This is a genomic window from Lactobacillus kullabergensis, from assembly GCF_000967195.1.
Lineage (GTDB): Bacteria > Bacillota > Bacilli > Lactobacillales > Lactobacillaceae > Lactobacillus > Lactobacillus kullabergensis.
This window is the reverse complement of record NZ_KQ033871.1, coordinates 359167-381612: the sequence shown is the minus strand read 5'-3', so window position 1 is coordinate 381612 and position 22446 is coordinate 359167. Positions and strand designations below refer to the sequence as shown.

At 36.2% G+C, this 22446-nt stretch carries 22 protein-coding genes and 3 tRNA genes; 5 read left to right on the top strand and 20 right to left on the bottom strand.

Annotation, left to right across the window (positions count from 1 at the left end; translation table 11 throughout):
• Positions 1 to 57: 57 nt before the first annotated feature.
• Positions 58 to 477, top strand: a complete 420-nt coding sequence (locus tag JF76_RS02310; RefSeq protein ID WP_045927652.1) for a YslB family protein — start codon at positions 58 to 60, stop codon at positions 475 to 477.
• Positions 478 to 549: 72 nt separating this feature from the next.
• Positions 550 to 921, top strand: a complete 372-nt coding sequence (mscL, locus tag JF76_RS02305; RefSeq protein ID WP_045927651.1) for a large-conductance mechanosensitive channel protein MscL — start codon at positions 550 to 552, stop codon at positions 919 to 921.
• Positions 922 to 948: 27 nt separating this feature from the next.
• Here the strand turns inward: mscL and trxA are convergent, their stop codons facing one another.
• From trxA to JF76_RS02255, 10 genes are all read right to left on the bottom strand, one after another.
• Positions 949 to 1260, bottom strand: coding sequence for a thioredoxin (gene trxA, locus JF76_RS02300; RefSeq protein ID WP_034980713.1), 312 nt, complete (start codon positions 1258 to 1260; stop codon positions 949 to 951).
• Positions 1261 to 1345: 85 nt separating this feature from the next.
• A complete protein-coding gene (locus tag JF76_RS02295) occupies positions 1346 to 3700 on the bottom strand; it encodes an endonuclease MutS2 (RefSeq protein WP_045927650.1) in 2355 nt (784 codons plus the stop codon).
• A 53-nt stretch (positions 3701 to 3753) separates the two neighbouring features.
• Complete coding sequence (locus JF76_RS02290) at positions 3754 to 4059, bottom strand: DUF1292 domain-containing protein (RefSeq protein WP_045927649.1); 306 nt, start codon at positions 4057 to 4059, stop codon at positions 3754 to 3756.
• A 1-nt stretch (position 4060) separates the two neighbouring features.
• Positions 4061 to 4489, bottom strand: a complete 429-nt coding sequence (ruvX, locus tag JF76_RS02285; RefSeq protein ID WP_045927648.1) for a Holliday junction resolvase RuvX — start codon at positions 4487 to 4489, stop codon at positions 4061 to 4063.
• Entirely contained in the window at positions 4489 to 4746 is a 258-nt protein-coding gene (locus JF76_RS02280) for an IreB family regulatory phosphoprotein (protein ID WP_038521496.1), read from the bottom strand. The genes ruvX and JF76_RS02280 overlap by 1 nt, the downstream gene beginning before the upstream one ends.
• Before the next feature lie 52 nt (positions 4747 to 4798).
• Positions 4799 to 7438, bottom strand: coding sequence for an alanine--tRNA ligase (gene alaS / locus JF76_RS02275; protein WP_045927647.1), 2640 nt, complete (start codon positions 7436 to 7438; stop codon positions 4799 to 4801).
• Positions 7439 to 7730: 292 nt separating this feature from the next.
• Positions 7731 to 8561, bottom strand: coding sequence for an ammonia-dependent NAD(+) synthetase (gene nadE / locus JF76_RS02270; RefSeq protein ID WP_045927646.1), 831 nt, complete (start codon positions 8559 to 8561; stop codon positions 7731 to 7733).
• The gene (locus JF76_RS02265; protein ID WP_045927645.1) at positions 8558 to 10036 is read right to left on the bottom strand and encodes a nicotinate phosphoribosyltransferase; all 1479 of its coding nucleotides are present in this window, start codon (positions 10034 to 10036) and stop codon (positions 8558 to 8560) included. The genes nadE and JF76_RS02265 overlap by 4 nt, the downstream gene beginning before the upstream one ends.
• A 76-nt stretch (positions 10037 to 10112) precedes the next feature.
• Positions 10113 to 11204, bottom strand: a complete 1092-nt coding sequence (locus tag JF76_RS02260) for a glycosyltransferase (protein ID WP_045927644.1) — start codon at positions 11202 to 11204, stop codon at positions 10113 to 10115.
• A 2-nt stretch (positions 11205 to 11206) separates the two neighbouring features.
• A complete protein-coding gene (locus JF76_RS02255) occupies positions 11207 to 11938 on the bottom strand; it encodes a WecB/TagA/CpsF family glycosyltransferase (protein WP_045927643.1) in 732 nt (243 codons plus the stop codon).
• Positions 11939 to 12062: 124 nt separating this feature from the next.
• On the opposite strand from JF76_RS02255, the gene tagD reads away from it, so the two are divergent.
• Positions 12063 to 12449, top strand: coding sequence for a glycerol-3-phosphate cytidylyltransferase (tagD, locus tag JF76_RS02250; protein WP_045927642.1), 387 nt, complete (start codon positions 12063 to 12065; stop codon positions 12447 to 12449).
• A 41-nt stretch (positions 12450 to 12490) separates the two neighbouring features.
• Here tagD and JF76_RS02245 read toward each other — a convergent pair whose 3' ends face one another.
• Complete coding sequence (locus JF76_RS02245) at positions 12491 to 13189, bottom strand: GntR family transcriptional regulator (RefSeq protein ID WP_045927641.1); 699 nt, start codon at positions 13187 to 13189, stop codon at positions 12491 to 12493.
• An 81-nt stretch (positions 13190 to 13270) separates the two neighbouring features.
• Complete coding sequence (locus JF76_RS02240; RefSeq protein ID WP_045927640.1) at positions 13271 to 14386, bottom strand: hypothetical protein; 1116 nt, start codon at positions 14384 to 14386, stop codon at positions 13271 to 13273.
• Between the two features lie 461 nt (positions 14387 to 14847).
• Here JF76_RS02240 and JF76_RS02235 point away from each other — a divergent pair, with 461 nt between their 5' ends.
• Positions 14848 to 16602 (top strand): BspA family leucine-rich repeat surface protein, encoded by a 1755-nt coding sequence (locus JF76_RS02235; RefSeq protein WP_045927639.1) that lies wholly within the window; start codon positions 14848 to 14850, stop codon positions 16600 to 16602.
• A 40-nt stretch (positions 16603 to 16642) separates the two neighbouring features.
• Here JF76_RS02235 and JF76_RS02230 read toward each other — a convergent pair.
• The 7 genes from JF76_RS02230 to JF76_RS02200 form a co-directional block, all read right to left on the bottom strand.
• A tRNA-Gln gene (locus tag JF76_RS02230) sits at positions 16643 to 16714 on the bottom strand.
• Positions 16715 to 16721: 7 nt separating this feature from the next.
• Positions 16722 to 16803, bottom strand: a tRNA-Tyr gene (locus JF76_RS02225).
• Between the two features lie 63 nt (positions 16804 to 16866).
• The gene (locus tag JF76_RS02220; protein WP_045927638.1) at positions 16867 to 18048 is read right to left on the bottom strand and encodes an aminotransferase class I/II-fold pyridoxal phosphate-dependent enzyme; all 1182 of its coding nucleotides are present in this window, start codon (positions 18046 to 18048) and stop codon (positions 16867 to 16869) included.
• 162 nt (positions 18049 to 18210) lie between these two features.
• Entirely contained in the window at positions 18211 to 18939 is a 729-nt protein-coding gene (locus JF76_RS02215) for a glycerophosphodiester phosphodiesterase family protein (RefSeq protein WP_045928906.1), read from the bottom strand.
• Positions 18940 to 19115: 176 nt separating this feature from the next.
• A tRNA-Gln gene (locus JF76_RS02210) sits at positions 19116 to 19187 on the bottom strand.
• An 89-nt stretch (positions 19188 to 19276) separates the two neighbouring features.
• Positions 19277 to 19792, bottom strand: coding sequence for a GNAT family N-acetyltransferase (locus JF76_RS02205; protein ID WP_045927637.1), 516 nt, complete (start codon positions 19790 to 19792; stop codon positions 19277 to 19279).
• Between the two features lie 81 nt (positions 19793 to 19873).
• A complete protein-coding gene (locus JF76_RS02200) occupies positions 19874 to 20932 on the bottom strand; it encodes an SEC10/PgrA surface exclusion domain-containing protein (protein WP_045927636.1) in 1059 nt (352 codons plus the stop codon).
• A 423-nt stretch (positions 20933 to 21355) separates the two neighbouring features.
• On the opposite strand from JF76_RS02200, the gene JF76_RS10485 reads away from it, so the two are divergent.
• The gene (locus JF76_RS10485; protein WP_167594933.1) at positions 21356 to 21487 is read left to right on the top strand and encodes a UTRA domain-containing protein; all 132 of its coding nucleotides are present in this window, start codon (positions 21356 to 21358) and stop codon (positions 21485 to 21487) included.
• Positions 21488 to 21574: 87 nt separating this feature from the next.
• Here the strand turns inward: JF76_RS10485 and apf are convergent, their stop codons facing one another.
• A complete protein-coding gene (apf, locus tag JF76_RS02195) occupies positions 21575 to 22270 on the bottom strand; it encodes an aggregation-promoting factor (RefSeq protein WP_045927635.1) in 696 nt (231 codons plus the stop codon).
• Positions 22271 to 22446: the final 176 nt, after the last annotated feature.

Here is a 22446-nt window from a genome sequence, read left to right as displayed (position 1 = left end):
CCCTAAATAATTTATACTTCAGTCAATTTTACGGTAAAATAAAAGAAAATAAAAGGGATGAATTTCTTTATGCAAAACAATAACGAGCAACACGAACATGTTTATTTTGTGAATCAACTTTATCGTGATTTCTTACTGCCAACAATTTTAGGTAAAGACAATGAAGCGATTCTTTATTGGGGTGGCAAACGAATTGCCCGTAAATATGATTTGTTGTCATTTAAAGACGTAGTTAGCTTCTTTGCAACCACTGAATTTGGCAATTTAGAAAAAGCAAGAAGCCATCACAGCGAAGAAGTATTTAAGCTCAAGGGGCAAAATGTGACTGATCGAATTAACAGTGGCAGCCAAGAGTTTTCGCTTGAGGCCGGCATCATTGCAGAAGCAATTGAAAAGGAAACTGGTCACACAACTGAGTGCGAAATCAAAGTTGATGAACGGAAAAAAGAAGTTAAATTAATTGCTAAGTTTGATTAAGCTTTCAGAAACAAATAATTTAGTTTTTTACCATTTTTGCAATATGATTAAAGTAAGAATGGAGGAAATAAAATGCTTAGAGAATTTAAAGAATTTATTCAACGGGGTAATGTTATTGATCTGGCTGTAGGTGTAATTATTGGTGGAGCTTTTACCAACATTGTTAATTCTTTGGTAAATAATTTGATTAACCCACTTTTAGGGTTGTTTATTGGAAAAATTGACCTATCCAATTTAGTATTTAAAGCCGGTGGTGCCACATTTAAATATGGTGAGTTTATCAATACTGTAATTAATTTCCTGATTATAGCATTCATAGTTTTCTTACTAGTCAAAGCTGTCAATAAAGTAATGAGACACAATGAGAAGCAACAACCTGCTGGTCCATCTGCTGAAGACTATCTCAAGGAAATACGCGATTTATTAAAAGAAAAAAGCAATTAAAAAAATTCCTGCAAATGCAGGAATTTTTTATTTTGTATATTGATCCAAAATCTGACTAAGTTTTGCTTTTGGAGTATAACCGGTAATACGATCGACAATTTCACCATTCTTTTTAATCAATAAAGTTGGAATTGCCATTACTCCTAAAGAACTAGGTACTTCTTTATTTTGGTCAACATCCATCTTAGTAAATTTAACGTCTTGTCGCTCTTCAGCCAGTTCATCAACAACTGGTGATTGCATTTTACAAGGACCACACCAGGTTGCCCAAAAATCTGTTAAAACGACACCGTCTTTTGTTTCTTCTTCAAAGTTTTGATCTGTAAGCTCATCAACCATGAAAAACCCTCCTTTAAGGAAAAAATAGTTATCTATTGATATTTTCATTATAGCAAGCAGACTTACTTTTTACAAGTAAAGCATTTTATTGCAAATGAACGATTGTAGCTCCGTTACCACCCTCATTTGCCGGAGCGTAGTTATAACTTTTCACATGCTTGCTTGATTTTAGATACTGCCAAACTCCTTTTCTAATTGCGCCAGTACCAATGCCATGAATAATCGTGACAACATCAAGGCCTGCCAGTAGTACAGAGTCAATATACCGATCAAGATTAGTCATCGCTTCATCATAACGCTGACCGCGCAAGTCAAGCTCACTTCTCACATTGCTCCGCCTGCTTGCACTAATAGCGCGAACTTGCTTAGTAGATCCCGATTCTTTTTGTGACCCGATTTTTTCTATGTCTCGATCACTAACTTTTACTTTAATGATGCCCATTTGAACTTCATATTCATGTTCAGATAATTTTTTGGTAATAGTGCCAGTTTGTCCGTAAGACAATACTTTTACCTTATCACCTACATTGACATGATGACGTCTTTTTTCGCGTTGCAAAACGCGATTATGAGCCAAATTTTCATTTTGCCGTTCAAGCTGATTAAATTGACCTTTAGCAGCAATGATTTCATTTTGTTTAACTTCGCCCTTTTGCTGTTCAAGCTGCTCTATGATCTTATCAGCCTTTTTACGACTTTTTGTGACTACTTCATTAGCTCTTTCCTGGGCAAATTCCAGCTGCTTTTGCACACGCTGATTATACCAATCCAATGCCTGTTGCAATTTTATTTCAAGCTTTTTAGCTCGATCAAGACTAGTTGTTAGATGACTGCGAGCATCTGAAGCAGCTTTGGTTTGTTTAGTCAACTCGGTAATCATTTGGTTAATATCAACGTTTTCGTCACTTATCAACCCTTGAGCGTTTTTAACCACATCCTCACGCATCCCCAGCCTGCGAGCAATGGCAAAAGCATTACTGTGACCCGGAATACCAATTTGTAAACGATAGGTTGGAGATAGTGTTTTAAGATCAAATTCCATAGAGGCATTAGTCGTTCTTTTACGATTATAACCATAAAGTTTAAGTTCTGGGTAGTGTGTTGTAACGATTATTTTAGCCTTTTTTTGCCGTAAAAAGTCCAAAATGCTGATTGCAAGACTGGCTCCTTCTTCTGGATCAGTTCCAGCTCCAATTTCATCAATTAAAACCAGTGTCTTGGCATCAACATTTTTCATTATTTTAACAATATCGTTAATATGTGAAGAAAATGTACTGAGTGATTGCTCAATAGACTGTTCATCTCCAATATCAGCGCAAATGTCCCTAAAGACGCCCGCTTTACTGCCTTCTGCTGCCGGGATAAATAACCCTGACTGGGCCATCAATTGTAAAATTCCTGCAGTTTTTAAAGTGATAGTTTTTCCACCGGTATTGGGACCAGTTATCAGCATCGTATCGTAATCTTCACCAAGGCGAATGTCGTTGGCAACCACTTTTTTAGGGTCGATTAAAGGATGTCGTGCCTGTAAAAATAAAAATGACTGATCATGAGTCAGTTGCGGTTCAGTTGCCTTCATTGCGCGAGCCAGCTTTGCTTTAGCCTGGATAAAATCAAGTTCAACCAAGGAGCTTGCAATGGCATCTATACTATCCACTTCTGGGCGCACTATATCAGACAGATTACGTAAAATTCGATTTACTTCTCGTCTTTCTTGTGCCAAAAGGGTTTGCTGGTGGTTGTTAAGATTTAAAACTGCACTCGGCTCAATAAATAAAGTTTGACCACTCGCACTCTGATCGTGAACAACGCCACCAAATTTATTACGATACTCTTGTTTAACCGGAATAACATAGCGTTCATCACGAATAGTCACTATCTGTTCAGATAAATATTTGCCGCTATTACCTTTTGTGTAGCTATCCATTTTATCTTTAATTTCTGCATCATTATTTTTGATTTCGCGACGTAGATGGGATAATTCAGCAGATGCAGTATCAAGAACTTCCCCATCAAAATCCAGCGAACGCTTAAGTTGCTTAAACAATGACTGAGGCACGTCCAATTGCATTAAAATCGAATTTATTGCCGTTAAATCCAATTTTTCCTCATCAACATCGCTAAAAAAGTCGTTGATTTCATTAGCAAGTGCTAAAACCAGCAATAAGTTGCCTAATTCCTTTGCATTCAAATTTGCTTTGATTCGCAAACGCTTAATACTCGGCTCAACATCAGCAAAATCCGTTAAAGGCAGTTGCCCTTTAACACGTAAAATATCAGCACCTGCCAAAGTCTGCTTCAGTGCCAGTTCTACTTGAGCAAAGTCATCACTTGGTATAAGACTCTCAGCTGCCATTTTAGCTGGTGTAGTAATCGCCATTTGTTGCAGTTGTTCAGTAATTTTTGCAAATTCTAAAGTTTCTAATATCTTATCATTCATTAGTTTCTAAATAATTAATCTTGAATAAAAAAGGCTGGCCCAGCCAGTCTTTTTTATTCACCACTTAATCGGTCGTCGTCCAAAAATGTGTTCAAAACTCCTTGGACCATATTCCATTCATCATCTGCTTCAATCTCGTGTAAATCACTGCTAGTGACATCACCTGCGGCATCGGAGTCATAACTAAAAGCCAAAACTTCAATTTCCTCATCATCACTGGCAGCTGCCGGATAAAGCAGAACATATGATTTATCATAGTCATCAGAATGAAATGTAAATAAAATTTCATATAATTCTTCATTGCCTTGATCATCAATCAAGGTAATTTGACGGTCATCACCGTTAACTTCTTGTGTCATATTAATCCTTTCGGTTTAGATCCAAATAATTTTGTAAAATCAAGACAGCGGCCATTTGGTCAATCACTTTTTTACGTTGGTGGCGGTTGTGCATATTTGCTTGCTCAACTAAAACACGTTCAGATTCAACTGTAGTTAGTCTCTCATCAGAATAGTGCACTGGCAAACCAAACTTCTTTTCAAGCCTTTCACCGTATGACTTACTTCGCGCAACCGCAGCGCCAGAAGATCCATCCATATTTTTGGGCAAACCTAAAACAAAACCCGCTGGTTCATATTGGCGCACAATCTTTTTAATTGCACGCATACCAAAATTATAACGCGTTTCATCAATAGGGATAGTTTCAAGCATTTGTGCAGTAATGCCTAATTCATCACTGACTGCAACACCTACTGTCTTTGATCCAACATCTAAACCAACTAATCGCATTATTTATCTTTTCCAAGATAATTTTTGACAAGCTCTTCAATAATTTCATCACGTTCGTGTTTTAAAATTAAATTACGAGCATCATTATGCCGTGGAATATAGGCTGGATCGCCAGACAACAAATACCCGACAATCTGATTAACTGGATTATAGCCCTTCTCTTCCAGAGCATTATAAACATCTTGCAGAGTGTCATGAACGTTTTTGCCTTTATTTTCATTAAAGTCAAAGTGCATTGTCTTATCTAGCGAACTCATAATCAATCCTCCTAGCACAATTTTACTTGAAAAAAAGTATAAACTCAATCAATTAATTTTTTGAAATCGCTGTGATCACTGTCTGAATAGCCTTTTCAAGACCTTCAGGTTTTTTGCCTCCGGCTTGAGCCATATCTGGTCGACCGCCGCCACCGCCGCCAAAGATTGGAGCAGCTTGCTTAATTAAATCACCTGCTTTAAGGCCTTTCGCTAAGGCTTTATCACCTAAACTAATGATCATATTTGCCTTGCCGTCACTAGCAGTCGCCAAAACCAACACGTCTGACTTTTTGCCACTCTTCCAAGTATCGGCAAATTCACGCAAATCATTCATTCCGTTAACATCAACTTTTTGTGCAATAACAGACAAATCACCTGCTTGCTCTACATTATCAAAAATAGAGTTGGCCTTGCTTTGATTAATTTGCAAGTTTAAGTCCTCAACCTGCTTTTGACTGTCATGCAGATCTTTTTCAAGCGAATCAACCTTATCAATAATATCTTCTGGTTTAGTTGATTTTACTTCTGCCTGGATTTCATCTAACAATTCTGATCTGCTGGCCAAGTACTCATAAGCTTTCTTGGAAACTACTGCTTCAATTCTTCTCATACCTGCACCAATAGCAGATTCAGAAATAATCTTAAAAATACCTATTTGGTTAGTATTGGCACAATGAGTACCACCACAGAATTCAATAGAGAAATCTGCTATTTGGACAACCCGGACTTTATCACCGTATTTACCGTCAAATAAAGCTAGAGCACCCATCTTTCTACCAGTATCAGGGTCAGTAATAGTAGTTTTGACATCAATTGCCGCCCAGATTTTTTGGTTTACCAAGTTCTCAACTGACTTAAGTTCCTTTTCGGTCATTGGCTCAAGCGCAGTAAAGTCAAAACGTAAATAATCAGGGTCAACCAAACTGCCTGCTTGATGAGTATGTTCACCAAGTACGCTTCTCAAAGCTGCATGTAATAAGTGCGTGGCAGTATGAGAATGGCGCAGACCTTCGCGACGAACTCTGTCGATCTTTAGAGTATATTCCTCACCTTTTGTCAGAGGTAAAATCACATCGACAAAGTGCATATTTTGATCATTAGGCGCATGTTGTACGTCGGTTACCTGAGCAACAAGTTCCCCTTCCTGATTATAGATATTACCATGATCGGCTACCTGGCCACCACGTTCACCATAAAAAGGAGTTTTATCAAAAATCAAAACGGCATTATCGCCATCTGCTTTATCAACTAACTGATCATCAACTATAATATCAACTAATTTTGCGTGTTTTTCTTCATAAACGCCATATTCAAATTCTGACTTATCCTTTAAGTTCATCAGAGTTTCATCTTGAGAGCTCATTGATTGCAAATTACCACGAGCTTTACGGGCACGTTCTTTTTGAGCTGCCATTTCGGCATCAAAACCCTTTTGGTCAACCTTTAAACCTGCATCCTGTGCAGTTTCAAAAGTCAGTTCATAAGGAAACCCATAAGTATCAAATAATTTGAATGCATCTTTACCAGTAATTGTTTTATCTTCTGACTTTTGTGCACTTGCAATCAAGTCATCAAGTAAAGTTAATCCCGACTCAAGAGTTAACTGGAATCTTTCTTCCTCGTTCTTAATTACTTTGGCAATAAAGTCCTTTTGCTCTGTCACTTCTGGGTAATGACTCTCCATAATTTTGCCGACTACTGGAACCAACTTGTAAAGAAACGCACCCTTAATGCCTAAACGCTGACCATTTAAATCAGCGCGCCGAATCAAGCGCCGTAAAACATATCCTCTACCAGTATTTGACGGCAGAGCGCCATCCGCAATGGCAAAACTAACAGTCCGTACGTGGTCGGCAATAATCTTAAAAGCGGTGGTATCTTCCTTATTTGTGCCATATTTTTTAGCAGCAGTCATTTTTTCTGTTTCATGGATAATCGGCAAAAAGAGGTCAGTTTCAAAGTTAGTTGGCGCATCTTGCAAAATAGACAAAACGCGCTCTAAGCCCATACCGGTATCAATATTCTTATGCGGTTGATCAACATACTTGCCATTTGCTAAGTGATTATATTGTGAAAAGACTATATTCCAAATTTCCAAATAACGGGCGTTTTCACCACCGGGGAAGTTTTCTGGATCATCTTCCGCCACATCGTTATTTTCTTGACCACGATCATAAAAGATCTCGGAATCAGGACCACAAGGGCCTTCGCCAATATCCCAGAAATTTTCTTCCAGTTTAACGATATGATCTTCAGGCATCCCAACTTCTAACCATATTTTTTGGGCTTCTGTATCTTTAGGATAAACCGTGCAATAAAGCTTTTCCTGATCTAAATCAAGCCAGTCTGGACTCGTTAAAAATTCCCAAGCCCAGGTAATTGCCTCTTTTTTAAAATAATCACCAACAGAAAAGTTGCCCAGCATTTCAAAAAAAGTTTGGTGTCTGGCCGTTTTACCAACATTTTCAATATCATTTGTTCTAATGGATTTTTGCGAACTGGTAATCCGATGATTTTTAGGGACTACAGAACCGTCAAAATATTTCTTCATCGTTGCCACACCGGAATTAATCCACAGCAATGTTGGATCATCTTGTGGAATTAATGATTGACTGGGCAATACCATGTGTCCGTGCTGCTTGAAGAAATCCAAAAACATCTGTCTAAATTCTGAACTTGTCAGTTTCTTCATCAAATATATCTCCCTTTTGCCAAAATAAAAACACCATTGCTTATCATAAGGACGCCTTTAAACGCGGTACCACCTTAATTGCAACAGTGCTTGTTACCTCTTAATTAATTTTATTTGTTAAACCATAAGGAGCATTTTTTAAATAGCAGTAAATCATTTTCACCGGACGATTCTCTCTTTGAACTGTTAATCTTAAAAAACATATCTTAAGTTACCAGTAATTGTACTACTTGCACAGTTTTTGTCAATGTTCAGCTAAATTTGAACGCCTTAAAAGTATTCCTTTTTTAATCTATCTATGATAAAAATCATCAAAAACAGTTACCGGTAAATGCCGCTTATGCTCACTTTTACGCCAGAGCGACTCGATTTTCTGTGCAGCCAGTTCAGAAACTGTCCGACCTTCTAGGTAGTCATCAACATCCTTGTAGCTAACTCCCAGTGCAGTTTCATCCGGTAAGCCTGGCTTATTTTCTTCCAAATCTGCCGTTGGCGCCTTTTGGTACAAATGCTCTGGACAATTTAAAAGTTTAAGCATCTGCTTACCTTGTCGTTTATCTAAACGGAAAAGCGGGGTCAGATCCGCTGCACCATCTCCATATTTAGTATAAAAACCGCTAAAATTTTCAGCCGCATGATCTGTACCAACTACCGCACCATTGTGAGCACCAGCAATAGCATATTGTACAATCATACGTTCACGGGCTTTAATATTACCCTTGTTAAAATCTGTGATCTGCTGTCCAGCTTCATTCAAACTGGCTACCAAAGCATCAACAGCCGGTTTAATATTGACTGTTAAATCCTGATCAGGTTTTTGAAAAGCTACTGCATCAGCTGCATCTTGAGCATCTGCTTGAACGCCATAAGGTAAACGAACGGCAATAAATTGAAATGAATTGTCCCCCGTTTCCTCACGCATTTCGGAAATTGCCATTTGACACAGTTTCCCTGCCAGCGTGGAATCTTGACCCCCTGAAATACCAAGTACATATGATTTTAAAAATGTATTTTCTTTAAGATAATCTTTCAAAAAATCAACTGAACGTCGAATTTCTTTTTGCGGATCGATTTGGGGTAAAACATGTTCATATTTTATAATTTCTTTTTGCAATGGCCTCATTGTACGGTATCTCCTTTGTTAATATTCGTACGAATATCCTGAATGATATTCATTTTACTGTCATACAAATCTTGAGAAAGATCAACAGGGTATTCTTGCGGATTCAAACTTCTTTTATATTCATCCCAAAGACCATCTAAATTAGCTGCACAAAAGTTTTTGATATCTGTTAATTTAGGCTTGTGATATTTTAATTGGCCATTTACAAAAATATCTTTTAAGAGCGGCTCAGCAGTATAATCCGTTACCACTTTATTGATATAAGTATACTGGGGATGAAACATATAAAGTGAATCAAATTCTCGCGGATCTACACCCGCCCGTGCAATCCAGTCACCCTCATTTTTCTTTTCAGTATTGGCTGAAATACGCCAAACCTGCTTTTTACCAGGAGTTGAAACCTTGTCCACATTAGAAGAAATTTTTAAAGTATCACGCATATGGTGCTGATCATCTTCAATTGAAACTAATTTATAAACGGCTCCTAAAGCGGGCTGGTCATAAGCAGTAATATATTTAGTGCCAATGCCCCAAACATCAATTTTGGCTCCCTGCATTTTTAAACTGGTAATCGTAGTTTCATCCAAATCGTTTGAAGCAAAAATTTTGGCATTGGTATAACCGGCATTATCTAGTTCGCGACGAACCTGCTTGGAAATATAAGCCATGTCACCAGAATCAATACGTACGCCTTGAAAGTTTATCCTATCACCCATTTCATTGGCAACACGAATAGCATTTGGTACGCCACTTCTGACAGTGTCATATGTATCTACAAGAAAAACGCAGTCCTTATGCGTTTCTGCATAAGCTTTGAATGCTTCATATTCACTGCCAAATGCCTCCACCAATGAATGAGCATGTGTACCAGAAACAGGAATCCCAAACAACTTACCTGCACGAACATTGCTTGTTGAGTCAAAACCACCGATATAAGCTGCACGAGTACCCCAGATAGCAGCATCTGCTTCCTGTGCACGTCTAGTACCAAATTCCATGACACCGTCGCCTTGCACTGCTAGCTTGACACGAGCTGCTTTAGTTGCTAACAAGGTTTGATAATTAATAATGTTTAAAATGGCAGTCTCAACTAATTGACATTGAGCCAGTGGCCCTTCAACTTGCAGCAAAGGTTCATTGGCAAAAGCTATTTCTCCTTCGCGCATCGACCTTACCGTAAGCTCCATTTTCAATTGGCGCAGATAATCAATAAAATCATCGTCATAGCCAATCTCTTCTTTTAAATACTTCAAATCACTTTCTTTAAATTTTAAGTTTTGCAAGTATAAAATTACGTGTTCTAGTCCTGCATAAACAGAATAGCCATTGCCAAAAGGTTCTTTGCGGTAGTAAACCTCAAAAACCGCATTGCGTTCTGAAATTCCTTTTTTAAAATAGGTATACATCATGTTAATTTCATACAAATCTGTATGAAGGGTTAACGAATCATCTTTATCCAATTCTTGATAAAACATTCTGTCCTCTTATTAATCCACTAATATTTTTTGTCTTATTATAAACATTTGTGGATTTTTTAACAATCTTGTCAATCTATGCGATCGTGCTGTATACCTGCAAAATGCTTTCCAACTGCTTCTTTAATGAAAAATGTCGTTCAACATAATTTTTTTCACGCTGAGCCATTTCTTTAAGCAGCTCTTTAGGGGTGTCTACAGCCTGCTTTAACTGAGTGCAAATCGAATCTACATCACCAATATTAGCTACAAAGCCATGCTTTTGATCCGGTATCATTACTTTAATATCACCAACTGCAGTTGACAACAGCGGCAAAAGATTATCGCTTGCTTCCAATAAAACCAAGGGAAAACTCTCAGAATATGAGGTTAAAACCGCTAGGTCCATACGCCGATATAAATTTTTTAATTGTTTATGCGTCATAAAGCCTTGAAAAATTACTTGTGGACCCAATTTTAATTGTTGCGCCAGATTTTTTAGGGAGTTTAACTCCGTACCATCCCCAACAATAAATAAATGAACATTGGCATTATTTAGTTTTTTTAATGCTTGCAGCAGCAACGCCTGACCCTTAACTTTTTCGGCTCTGGCAACATTTACTATATTAAAATTGGGATGTTCATATTTAGCAGGGATATGGCTGTTTTCATGAAAAAAAGTACCATTATATATTACATGTACTTTTTCCGGGTTAATTTTTACTTTTTTAATTAATAAATTAGCAAATCTTTTCGTAACAGCAAAAATACAATCTGCCTGGCTAATTGCATGCAAATTAACTTTGGTGAATATTTTGCCCTTTAAACCGCGACCAACAAAATCAAGATAGGGGTCGGAGTGAATAGTTATGCACCATTTAGCTGTAATTTTTCGCCTAATTAAAGACAGGAAAAGATTTGCTCTTGCTCCATGAGTATGAACTATATTAAAGTTTCCCTGATTAATGAAATTAGCCAGCTTATTCAAGCCACCTAAATCATAACGACTTTTTATCCCCAAAACTTGTACATCCAGCTTTGCTGTGCGGGCGGCTTGAGCAACAGGACCATCGGCTAAACATAATAAAGTAAAGTTTTGTTGTTCATTTTTAGCTTCTTTTAGCAAATTAATGATGTGGGTCAGGCCGCCGCCATTTTCGAGTCCAGCATTAACGTGCAAAACTTTCATAATTATTCTTTCCCTTTTTTCGACTGGTAAACTTCGTGAACAAAATGTGGTAAAACCATCATTCGCTTTAACCGAGAAGGATTTTTAAGAAGACGATAAAACCACTCTAAATGAACAGTCTGCCAAATTTGAGGAGCTCGTTTGACTTTGCCTGAAAAGACATCAAAACTGCCTCCCACTCCCATCATAAGTGCAGGTAGCAGATTTTTCCGCAAAACAGACAGGAGCTGTTCTTGACGAGGAGAACCCAATGCAGCAAAAACCAGGTCAGGTTCTGTACGCTCTATTTGGTAAGCAACAAGTTCCAAATCTTCCTTAAAATAGCCGTCCTCAGCTCCCACCAGCTGAATATCAGAATAGTCCCTGGCAATTTTTCCTTGAATAGCATGAATTACCTCTGGTCGAGCCCCGATAAGAAATACTCTTAAGCTGCGGTCATTTGCCAACTTCATTAACCATGAAAACAGATCATAACCTGTTACCCTTTCCTTAAGCGGCTCTCCTAATATGTGACTTGCTTTTACAATTCCAATGCCATCAGCGGTGATATAGTCAGCATCATAAGTTAAAATCTTCATAAATTCAGGATTTTCATTAGCTGACATAACAATTTCAGGATTGGCAGTAACTATAAAGGTTGATTGATGTGCATTAATTCTGCCGACAAATTCATTTTGAAACTGGTTAAAACTTTTATTATCGAAACTAACTCCTAAAACATTTACTTTAGTCATAACTATATCTCCTAATCCTCAATTTACTTTATTTTATCAAAATAATATCCAATTGAGGATACGCTTTACCTTTTTTAAAAATATGATACTATTAACTCGTCAAATTGATAGGAGTACTGAAACTATGAAAAAAATAATTACTTATGGTACATTTGATTTACTGCATTATGGTCACGTCCGCCTGCTGAAACGCGCCCGTGAATTAGGCGATTATCTTATAGTTGGATTATCTACTGACGAATTCAATCAACTCCAAAAACACAAGGAATCATATAATAGCTATGCTGAACGAAAATATATTCTTGAAGCCATTCGTTACGTGGACCAGGTTATTCCCGAAAAGAACTGGGAACAAAAGACAAATGATATCCAAAAATATGATATTGATACCTTTGTAATGGGTAATGACTGGGATGGTAAATTTGATTTTTTAAAACCATACTGCAATGTAGTCTATCTGCCTCGTACGCCAGGAATTTCCACTACTAAAATTAAAGATGATTTAAAATAAAAAAGAACTCTGAACTAACTAACAAAGTTAATTCAGAGTTTTTATTTTGCAAAAGTAAATTCAAAACGGTCTGCAACATAGCTAGCCCTAGTATACTCAAAGGGTATGCCATTAGAAAGCTCTGTTACTTGCAAACGAGTAATTAATGCTTCACCTTTTTTTGCATCAAGCAATCTAGCTGCATTTTCGTTTGCTACAGCTGCAGAAATATATTCAGTTACACGTCCTATTGTATAACCATTTTTTTCTAAAGTTTGATATAAATGTGAAGAAATATCGGCTTTTGACATATTTAAAATCAAACTATGCGGAATAGATACGACTTCATAGCAAATTGGAACGTCATCTGCATAACGGATACGCTCCATACGCAAAACTTCCTGCATATCATCTAAATTCAGCCGCTCCATTTCCGATAAGGAAGGCTTACCAAAACGATAAGAAATCAACTTACTTGAAGGCGTTTGGCCATTAGCATGTGTAATATCGGTAAAAGACATAATTCCCGACATTTTTTCCTGCACTTTTTGGTTAGCTACATATGTTCCGCTACCAACACGCTGTTCTAAAATGCCTTCATCTTCCAAAGTTTTAATTGCTTGTCGCAACGTCATCCGAGAAACACCAAACTTTTGGGCTAGCTGCCTTTCAGCTGGAATTTTACTGCCAACTTTGTAATTATGCTTTTCTATTTCACGTTTTATTTGATTGTGAATTTTGATGTACATTGGTTCTTCCATGAATGCACCCCCATTACACATCTTATTATAATTCAAATTGGTCTACTCTGTATGATACGTTACAAATTATAAATTAGCAACCTAATTCTTTTTAGTGGTCCACTTCATACCCCATAAACGAAATTCAGCATTTTGCCCACATTCTACTGTTATCGAATCATCACTTGTAGCAATCACGCTGGCATGCAAATGTGCCTGATTTTCCACCGCCAGATTTGCACCATTAGAATTAAAGATAAGATCATGTCCTTCAAATTGAGCCTGATCGCTTAGAGCTAAGAAATACTCATACTCATTGCCACCATTGAACGTTACACGTCTTGAATTGCACTCAACCTCATTCTGAAAATCAGCATGATTGACAATAACAGAATTGTTAAGTGTAATCTTCGCTTTACCTGTGGCAATTAAACGGTTTATTCTGCTGTTCTGGATTATTATATGTGGGTTTTTCTCGCAGTAAAAGCCACCCTTAAACTCACTGCCAATGATATTAATCCAGGTCTCATCGGTTATAAACATTCCAGTATCCTCTTGTGATAAAAGCTTGCTGTTAAGCATGTTCAACCAAGCCTGTCCCTGAATAAGAAGTGAGTAAACAACAGTGTTATTTATATCTAATTCAACATTTGATTTTTTAAAAGTATCAATACTGCCATGGATACGAGAGTTATTGATAATAGCAGTGCCATGCCCTTCCAGTGCCAAAGCTCCAATATCTTGAACAACATTCTTGATAGTCGAATCATTCATTTCCAAGCGAAAATTGGAATCAGCAAATAAAGAAACAGAACCATTCATAATTACAGTCGAAAATAACTCCAGTGTCACTTTACCGTTAGCAGCTATTGTAGCAGTATCACCACCAAAACCTTTGACAATACAGTTGCGTAACGACAAAAAAGTATTAGCTTCAGCAGGTATAAACAAGCTGTTGGCATCATTTACAGTATTAACACACAAATTTTCTAAATTAACAAATTGACTGCCGGCATCTACATTCAGGTAACCAAGTATTGTTGTGTCTTCAGGAAGATTGCCAGTTCCTTTAATAGTGATATCAGATAAAAAAATTCCCGCAGGTATTTCATAAAATCCTGGTTCCAAAAGCAGTACATCATCAGCACGCAAATCATTTAAGGCATTATGCCAGCTAATTTCTTTACCTCCGGCACCAACTCGCACAAGTCTTGACATATATTTCCCTTCTTAATCAAAGTTAGCTCCTCTATTTTACTATTAATGACCCGAAAATAGGCAAACTTTAGCAACTGAATTTACTACACTATAAAGAAATTTATAACAAATCATAAAAAAAGTGCATTTTAAATAACAACGATTATTAAAAAGGCAAAAACTTACTCGATTTATATTTTTAGTAATTGGATTTTTATTATATTCAAATATATGTTAATTATATAAAATCATTTTAATAATACTAATTTACACCAAATATATACGATTTTTTATAAATAACACTTTTTATATTTTTTAAATTTAATAGTTATTAATTTATCGTACATAGGAATGGATTTTTAGCAAATTTAAGATAACGTCAGACAAATATTTGGTCAGCTAAAAAGTTTGACCGCCAAAAACTAATGCTGTATAACCTTAAAGTAAAGGTAAATGTATAAATTACACAAGAGGCTTTTGGTATGCTAAGTAAAAATAATAGAAAGCGAAAAAATAACAGCTGTTGTTATTTTAAAAATAACAAAACTAGATTTTTTTCTTATAGTCTAATTGCAACTACATTGATAGGAACTGCATTGGGAACTTGCAATAAACCTATTTATGCTCAGGCTGATTCAACCTCAGCTTTAATAAAAAATTCTGCTACTACAAAAAATCCAGTATTAAAAAATAACAGTAATATTATTTCACAAAATAATAATAATACTATTCAAGGTAAAGATAATGAATGTGCGTGGTCTTTTAGTGAAGAGACTAAAACACTTACAATAACGGGAGGAACTTTATCCTCTACACCAATCAGCCAGTTGGTAAAGACCCAACAAAGCGATCAGGGAAAAGTCATCAATCCAAATGAGATTCAGTATATTGCTTTCCAGATCGGAACTGCTGACTATGGCGGTAAGTTGAAAGTTCGACTAGCACATAATTCAACTAGTAAATTTGCTAACTTACCAAATTTAGTTGGTTTTATTAATCTCAACAATGTAGATGCCAGTGATGCCAGTGATTTAAGTAGCTTGTTCGAAAACGACACTAGCTTAAAGGAACTTGACTTGACTTCTTGGGATACTATTTCTAATCGAGATATGAACAGTATGTTTAAAAACGATACTGAACTGACCAGCATCGATTTAAATAGTTTCAGAACAGATAGTGTTTTTGATTTCAGTCATATGTTTGAAGGTGATGAAGCTTTAACAACCTTAAATTTAGCCAACTGGAAAACCGGTAACGTTAAAAATATGAGTTATATGTTTAATGGTATTGCAGCTACAGAACTAGCAGATATTACCAGCTGGCAAACTTATAACGTTACTAACATGAGTTATATGTTCAAAGACTCAAAGTTGAAGCAATTAAACTTAAGCCGCTGGGATACAGGAAACATATTTGAAATGACTAACATGCTTGATGGTTTGGGAAATAATTCCGATGGCTTTATACTTAGTCTAGGCAAACATAGACTAAAACCGACAGCATTTACCAACTTTAAAATGCCTAAAGTTATTGCAGTAGGCAACGGTAGTGCTGCTAAACCTGCAGGAAAAATTCTTTCTGTCACCGATTTGGCTAATTTGTATGACAAAGAAGATAAAGATTGTCCGGCAGAAACATATGTTAGCCAACCAATTACCTGGAATGTTGGCTCAGTTGACTTAGATGATTCAGTTAATGATATACATGTTCCAGCAGATAAAAATAATAGCAGCAATTATGATAGTGAATCAAGCGGTTTCACAAACTCAGTTTCAACCGAAAGTTCAAATATTCAAAAACCTGCAAAAGATTCAACTATTAAATCTAATACAGTAAACACTCAAGCAGAAGATAGTGATAGTGATTCTGATACTGTTAAATTACCTCGTAAAGTTCTATGTTCAGTCCAAGTTTATGATCAAAATGGCAGTCCTATTAAAGGCTTTGTGCTTGAACCAGGTTTGACTATTGAAACATTCGGTACACAAACTATTAATAACCAAAAGTTTTATAAGCTTGGTAAAAATATTTTTGCAAACTCCCAAGACATTGAGGGCAAAAAAGCAAAAATTAAGCATAATTCATTCGTTTATAACAAAAAAGGCAAAAGAATCCGCAAATTGCTGGTAAAGAAAGGCAAATCAGTTCGGGTTTATGGCAATCCGATCAAAATTAAAAAGAAGCTTTACTACGTAATTGCTAAAAATAAGTATATTAAAGTTAATAACATAGCTTAAACTGACGCAAAAAGACGACTCTAACGAGTCGCCTTTTTTATTGGGTTAGCTGGATTCGAACCAGCGCATACTAGTACCAAAAACTAGTGCCTTACCGCTTGGCTATAACCCAGTGATAATGGAGGAGGGTGGATTCGAACCGCCGAACTCAGAGAGAGCGGTTTTACAGACCGCCGCGTTTAGCCACTTCGCTACTCCTCCGTCACGCACGTTAATTATAATACCGAAAAACGTACGTGATTGCAAGCAAAATTTGCTTAAAAATTACTTCTTATTCTCTTTAACGAATTTTTCCAGGCGCTTTAGCCCCTCTTCAATTTGATCCATTGAAACAGCGTAAGAAAATCTGATATAACCTTCTCCGCCTTCACTAAAACTAGAACCTGCTGTAACAGCAACTCTTGCCTTGTCAACTAACTCATAAATAAATTTATTATCATCTTGTTCAAAACCATCAGGTATTTTAGCAAAAATGTAGAATGCGCCTTGGGGTTTAGCACACTCAAAACCTATTTTGGTTAGGCCGGAATACAAAGCATCGCGCCGTTTTTGAAACTCTTTTTTCATTGGTAGCGCATCATCCATACCGTTTTTAAAGGCTTCTTCGGCCGCATCTTGCATAGGTGTTGGCTCAGTAGTAACTATTGCTTGGTGAACTTTTGCAATTTGTTGCAAAATATTTTTAGGAGCACAAACAATACCAATTCGGTAACCGGTCATGGCCCATGACTTGGAAACGCCGTTCATTAAAATAACTTGGTCATGCAATGATTTTTCCATTGAGGCATGTGGTTGATCATAGTTCAATTCACTATAAATTTCGTCACACAATGCGAAAATTGGCTTATCACGAATAACATCCGCTAAAGCATCCAATTCGTCTTGACTATACATTACCCCAGTTGGATTGGTAGGATAATTCATAACCAACATCCGTACCCGGTCGCCATACTTGTCAATTACCTTTTGCAATTTTTCTGGTGTCAGCTTAAAGCCGTCGCCTGCTGTATTTACCTTAACAATTTCAACGCCTTCATTAATGACGCCCTCGTCAGTCATATAAAGTGGAAACAATGGAGTTGGCACAACCATAACATCGCCAGGGTTCAAAGTAGCTAAAACCGAATCAAAAATAGATTCAGTTACACCATTTGTAACCAAAACTTCAGTTTCTGGATCATAATTTTGACCATATTTTTTACTCAAAAATTCACTGGCTGCCTTGCGCAATCCGATAGTCCCGTTTGAAGGTGCATAGTGGGAGTGGTTTTCATCAACTCCTCTTTTAGCTGCCTCTTTAATATGATCCGGTGTATTAAAATCCGGCTCACCTAAAGTAAACTTAACGACATCAGGGATTTTGCTGGCATAATCTGAAAATTTCAAAATCGGATTAGAGGGAGCTTCAGCTAGCCCTTTTCGTACATATTTAATTAAATCTACCATATTTTTCACCAAACTTTCTTTTTAATTATATAGATTATACCTTTAATAAAATTATTTTTCTACAATATTTTTCTAATTATTAATTAATTTTATATATAAAAACACCTTTAGACTGTATCAGTTAAAGGTGTTTCAACTTCGATAATTTTTATTTAGGGCAGCTTATCCTTGAATTTGATCACGCAACTTAATCATCATGGGATAGTTATTAGTAAAAATGCCTGCAACATGTTTTTGAAAATATTGTTTAGCAATTTGTGGGTCATCAACTGTCCAAATACGCTCTGTAACTGCTTCCTCTCCCGATAATAGCTTGCCTGGGTGAATGCCAGCAAAGTGGTTATCTTTAACCAATTTAGCTGAATTAACTACTTCTTCATCAGTCAGGTAACAATAAATCTGGTTCGGATCAATTTCCTGGCAGTTCTTTAAGGTAACATAATCAAAAGATGAGTAGATAATGGGATAAACGAAATGATAAAGCTGAGCCAGGCTTAACACAGTATTTTCGATACCACGATAATGAATTACTCCAGTTTTAAATTCCAAGTTTATTTGAATATTTTTATTTTCCAGTAGTTCAAATAATTCTTGCAGCGTAGGAACCGACTCACCATTTGATAAGTGCAGTCGCCTTAATTTATTAAGAGTAAAGTCCTTAATATATCCGGTGCCATCAGTTGTCCGGTCAACTTTTTCATCGTGCATTACTACTGGTATGCCGTCTTTAGTTAAATGAACGTCAAATTCAATCCCCTCTGCCCCATTTTGAACAGCATTGCGGAAGCCTTCCATTGAATTTTCTGCAAACTTGACGGGATATCCTCTATGACCAAATACTATTGTTTTATTTTTGCCATTATTCATATTTTTGTGTTGGTTAAACCTCATAAAAAAAGAAAACATTACAAACCAAACATAGAGGATATAATAAACCCTTTTCCCTAATTTTTAAATAGTAAAATACCAAAAAAGCAAAAATATTTTTGGTATAATTTTCCTGCAAAAAAATAAACAGCTCCTATTACAGAACTGTCTCTTTTCGGGTTGGGTGTTCGTAAGAACAATTGGGTTAGCTGGATTCGAACCAGCGCATACTAGTACCAAAAACTAGTGCCTTACCACTTGGCTATAACCCAATACCATTTGAGCTTTTACTTGTTTGCTCAACATTTAATAGTATAGGAAATTGTGCCCTGCAAGTCAAGAGAAAACAGCTTTTTTCTTGCTATAAATTAAGCTCATAGGCATTTCTAGCGCCATTTTCAGTTTGATCAACCTGAACAACTCCCCGAAACTCAAAGCCTAAACTTTTAATCAAACCCTGCATGCGCTTATTGACCCCATGTGTATCAATACGGAAATTATGAATGCCGAGCATCAACCCACGCGATATCAAGTTTGACATCATAAATTGACTCAGGTGCTGTCCACGAAATTCTGTGCTAATTGCTATTCTATGAATAGTGGCATATTGTTCGTCATTATTTTTCCAAGCACCATCTATTTCAGCATAATTAGGATCAGGTGTAGTTAGTAAAACAGCAACACCGGCAATTTCTTTATTAGCTACAAGGCAATATGTGCGCTTTAAAGCAATGTCTTCTGCAAGCATTTTACGGTTAGGAGAGCCATTTTGCCACTGAGGATTGCCGTCTTCTTTCAGCAATTTTTTTGCTTCAGCAATAATTTCCATAATTTGGTCTAAATCTTGTTTTTCTGCCAAGCGAATATAAATCAACATTTTGTTTTCCTCATTACTTTCAATATTTTATTTTAAAGTTAATTATACTATAAAAAGCAGCCTTTCAAATAGGCTGCTTTTTTATGGCTGAAAACCATTATTATACTTTTTACTTTTAACTACATACGTAGGAACGCTAATAAAATGCATGGAACAAATATTATCATTATGCGAAATACTAAATCCATAATAATTATAATCACCATCATGAAGCGAGCCTTGGATGTTAAACAAGTCCCCAGCATGTTCCCATTCTTGATAATAACTTCGGTCAGATCTCTCTTCTTCACCGCTGCCAACGTAGCCAAAAATCATTTGTTTTAAACCAAAATAAACACTTTTCTTTAATTCCGTCATAGACATTGTGGGGCTAATATTATAAAAGCCGGCCATATCTTCAACAAAATTATCGTCAAGGTTAAGTCCATTAGCATGACAAGCACGAACAATTCCAGGAACATAGTGACTGTCTTTAATCGTTTTATTATTTTTGCTATATTCCAAAGCAATATCGGCTGCTAATTTTTTAGTTCCATTACTTTCAACCCAGGGAGCTAAATTCAAATCGTTCCTCGCCTCATTAATAAGACGAAGAGAAAAAGCAGTTAAATCTCCAATTTGCTTAGGTGTAAGCTGATTTAGGTCAACCTGAGTTGCATCATCAGCTTTACTTTCAGATACTTTGAGACGACTAAAATCATTAGTTTTCATCCCTTGCATTGAAGCATTAATAAAATTCTTGCTGGGTTTACCCTGATAAGCGAGTAGCAACTCAGTTTTAGTGTAACCCTTCGGTAATTTCATTCTTGCCTGGGTATATACTCTTTTGGTGCTCTTTTTAACTACTTTAACATCTTTAGCTAAAATCCAATGTGAATTGTTACCAATTTTATAGGCCGTTCTTTTTTTCTTACCAATTTTTTTCTTGGCACTATATGGATACTTGTATTTAGATTCTGCATAAAAATTAGAATGTTTTCCGGAAATTTTATACAAGCGAACTTTTTTCTTCTTTTTTACTTTAACATAGCCCTTGATAGTGGCTGCCGTTACTTGTTCAGCTTCGCCTATAGTTATTCCTGGAATAGTGATTAAAAAAATAATATTAACTACGGCAATAGCAAATTTGCTTTTCTTCATATTCTTCCTCGAGAGTTATTCTAAATTGGCTCTTTGTGGTACAAATTTAATTCTAAACTTATTATGAGAGATTGCCAATTAAATTATTTTTTCAATTAAGAAACATTTTGTAATATTTTTAGCTTATTTTAAATAATATCAGTTCTCAGTAAAGTTAGGATACCAGTCATACCAATATTTAAAATAATTTTTGCAAATTAGTCTACATTTATTAATAAAAGTATTGACCAACTACAAAACTTTGAATTAAATATTAAGCTGCAAACTTTCTTAAAATTAATCTCTTTTATGTCTTACACATGAAATTCATGCCTGTCAGAAATGACGGACTGCTTCCCTGTATCTACAATGTTATTATTAAACAGCTACTGGTAAGGGTAAGAAAACTTTTAAAATTGCGTTTGCAAACAGGGAAGAATTTTTTTGCTTAATGTTGACAAAAAAACACCATTAATGCGAATTAAGGATCTAGTCTATGATGATCACAACCATCCCCTACATATTATGCAAGAAATTATTCGCAGTGATAAATTTACATACGCGGTTAATCATTAATTTTTAAAATAAAAAAGCAGGCGCTAGTTTTTTCAACCAGTGTCTGCTTACTTTTTTAAATATTCTGTTTTTAAACTGACTAACTAATTAGTACCAGCCATTAGCTTGCCAGAATTGTTTAGCAGCTGCCCATGAGCCGTAGCGATTAGTAACATAGTTGTTAGCAACACGCTCTTGGTTAGCAGCTGAATAGTCTCCATTAAGGTATGCAGCAGAAAGCTGATATTTACCAATATATTGACCATTTTGTGCACTGTATGAGCCACCAGATTCACGACTGGCAATCCACGCCTTTGCTCCAGCCTCTGAATCAGATGAAGCAGTTGTGTAATTAATATTTGTAGCTGCAGTATTATTAGTATAATTCGTAGTTTCTACATTGCCAGCATTAGAAACCGTACTGTCTTCTGTTTGACTGCCAGTTGCAGCTGCAGTGTTTTGGGATTCATTTGCTGGATGATAGCCTTTATTAACGTATTTGGCCTTAACCCATTGGTTCTTGCCTAAGTCATACCACTTGTGACCCTTTTTGTCGTAAGCAGTTTTAATGACTTTCCAAGAAGAATTACTTGGTAAAATTTGCCCAGTAGCTTCAGGATGTTTGTAACTGTTCCATACGCGAATTGAATTGCCATCAACATAGTTAACAGTTACAACTGCTGCATCATTTTCTACTGTGGCTGCTTGAACATCATTTGCTTTAACGCTGCTCATAACTGCAACTCCGGAAGCAGATAACGCTGCTACTGCTGCTGATTTAACTAAGATAGATTTTACCTTCAAAAAAATTCTCTCCTTAAATAAAAATCCATAATATGTTTTTCAAATTGAGCATAATAAATTATTATTCAATTTGATGTTACATATACTACTACCTAAAAATTGCAGAATCATAACAAGAATATCACTCAACTTTTAAGAATTAATTACCTAATTTAGTAAAAATGTCACAGTTGTAA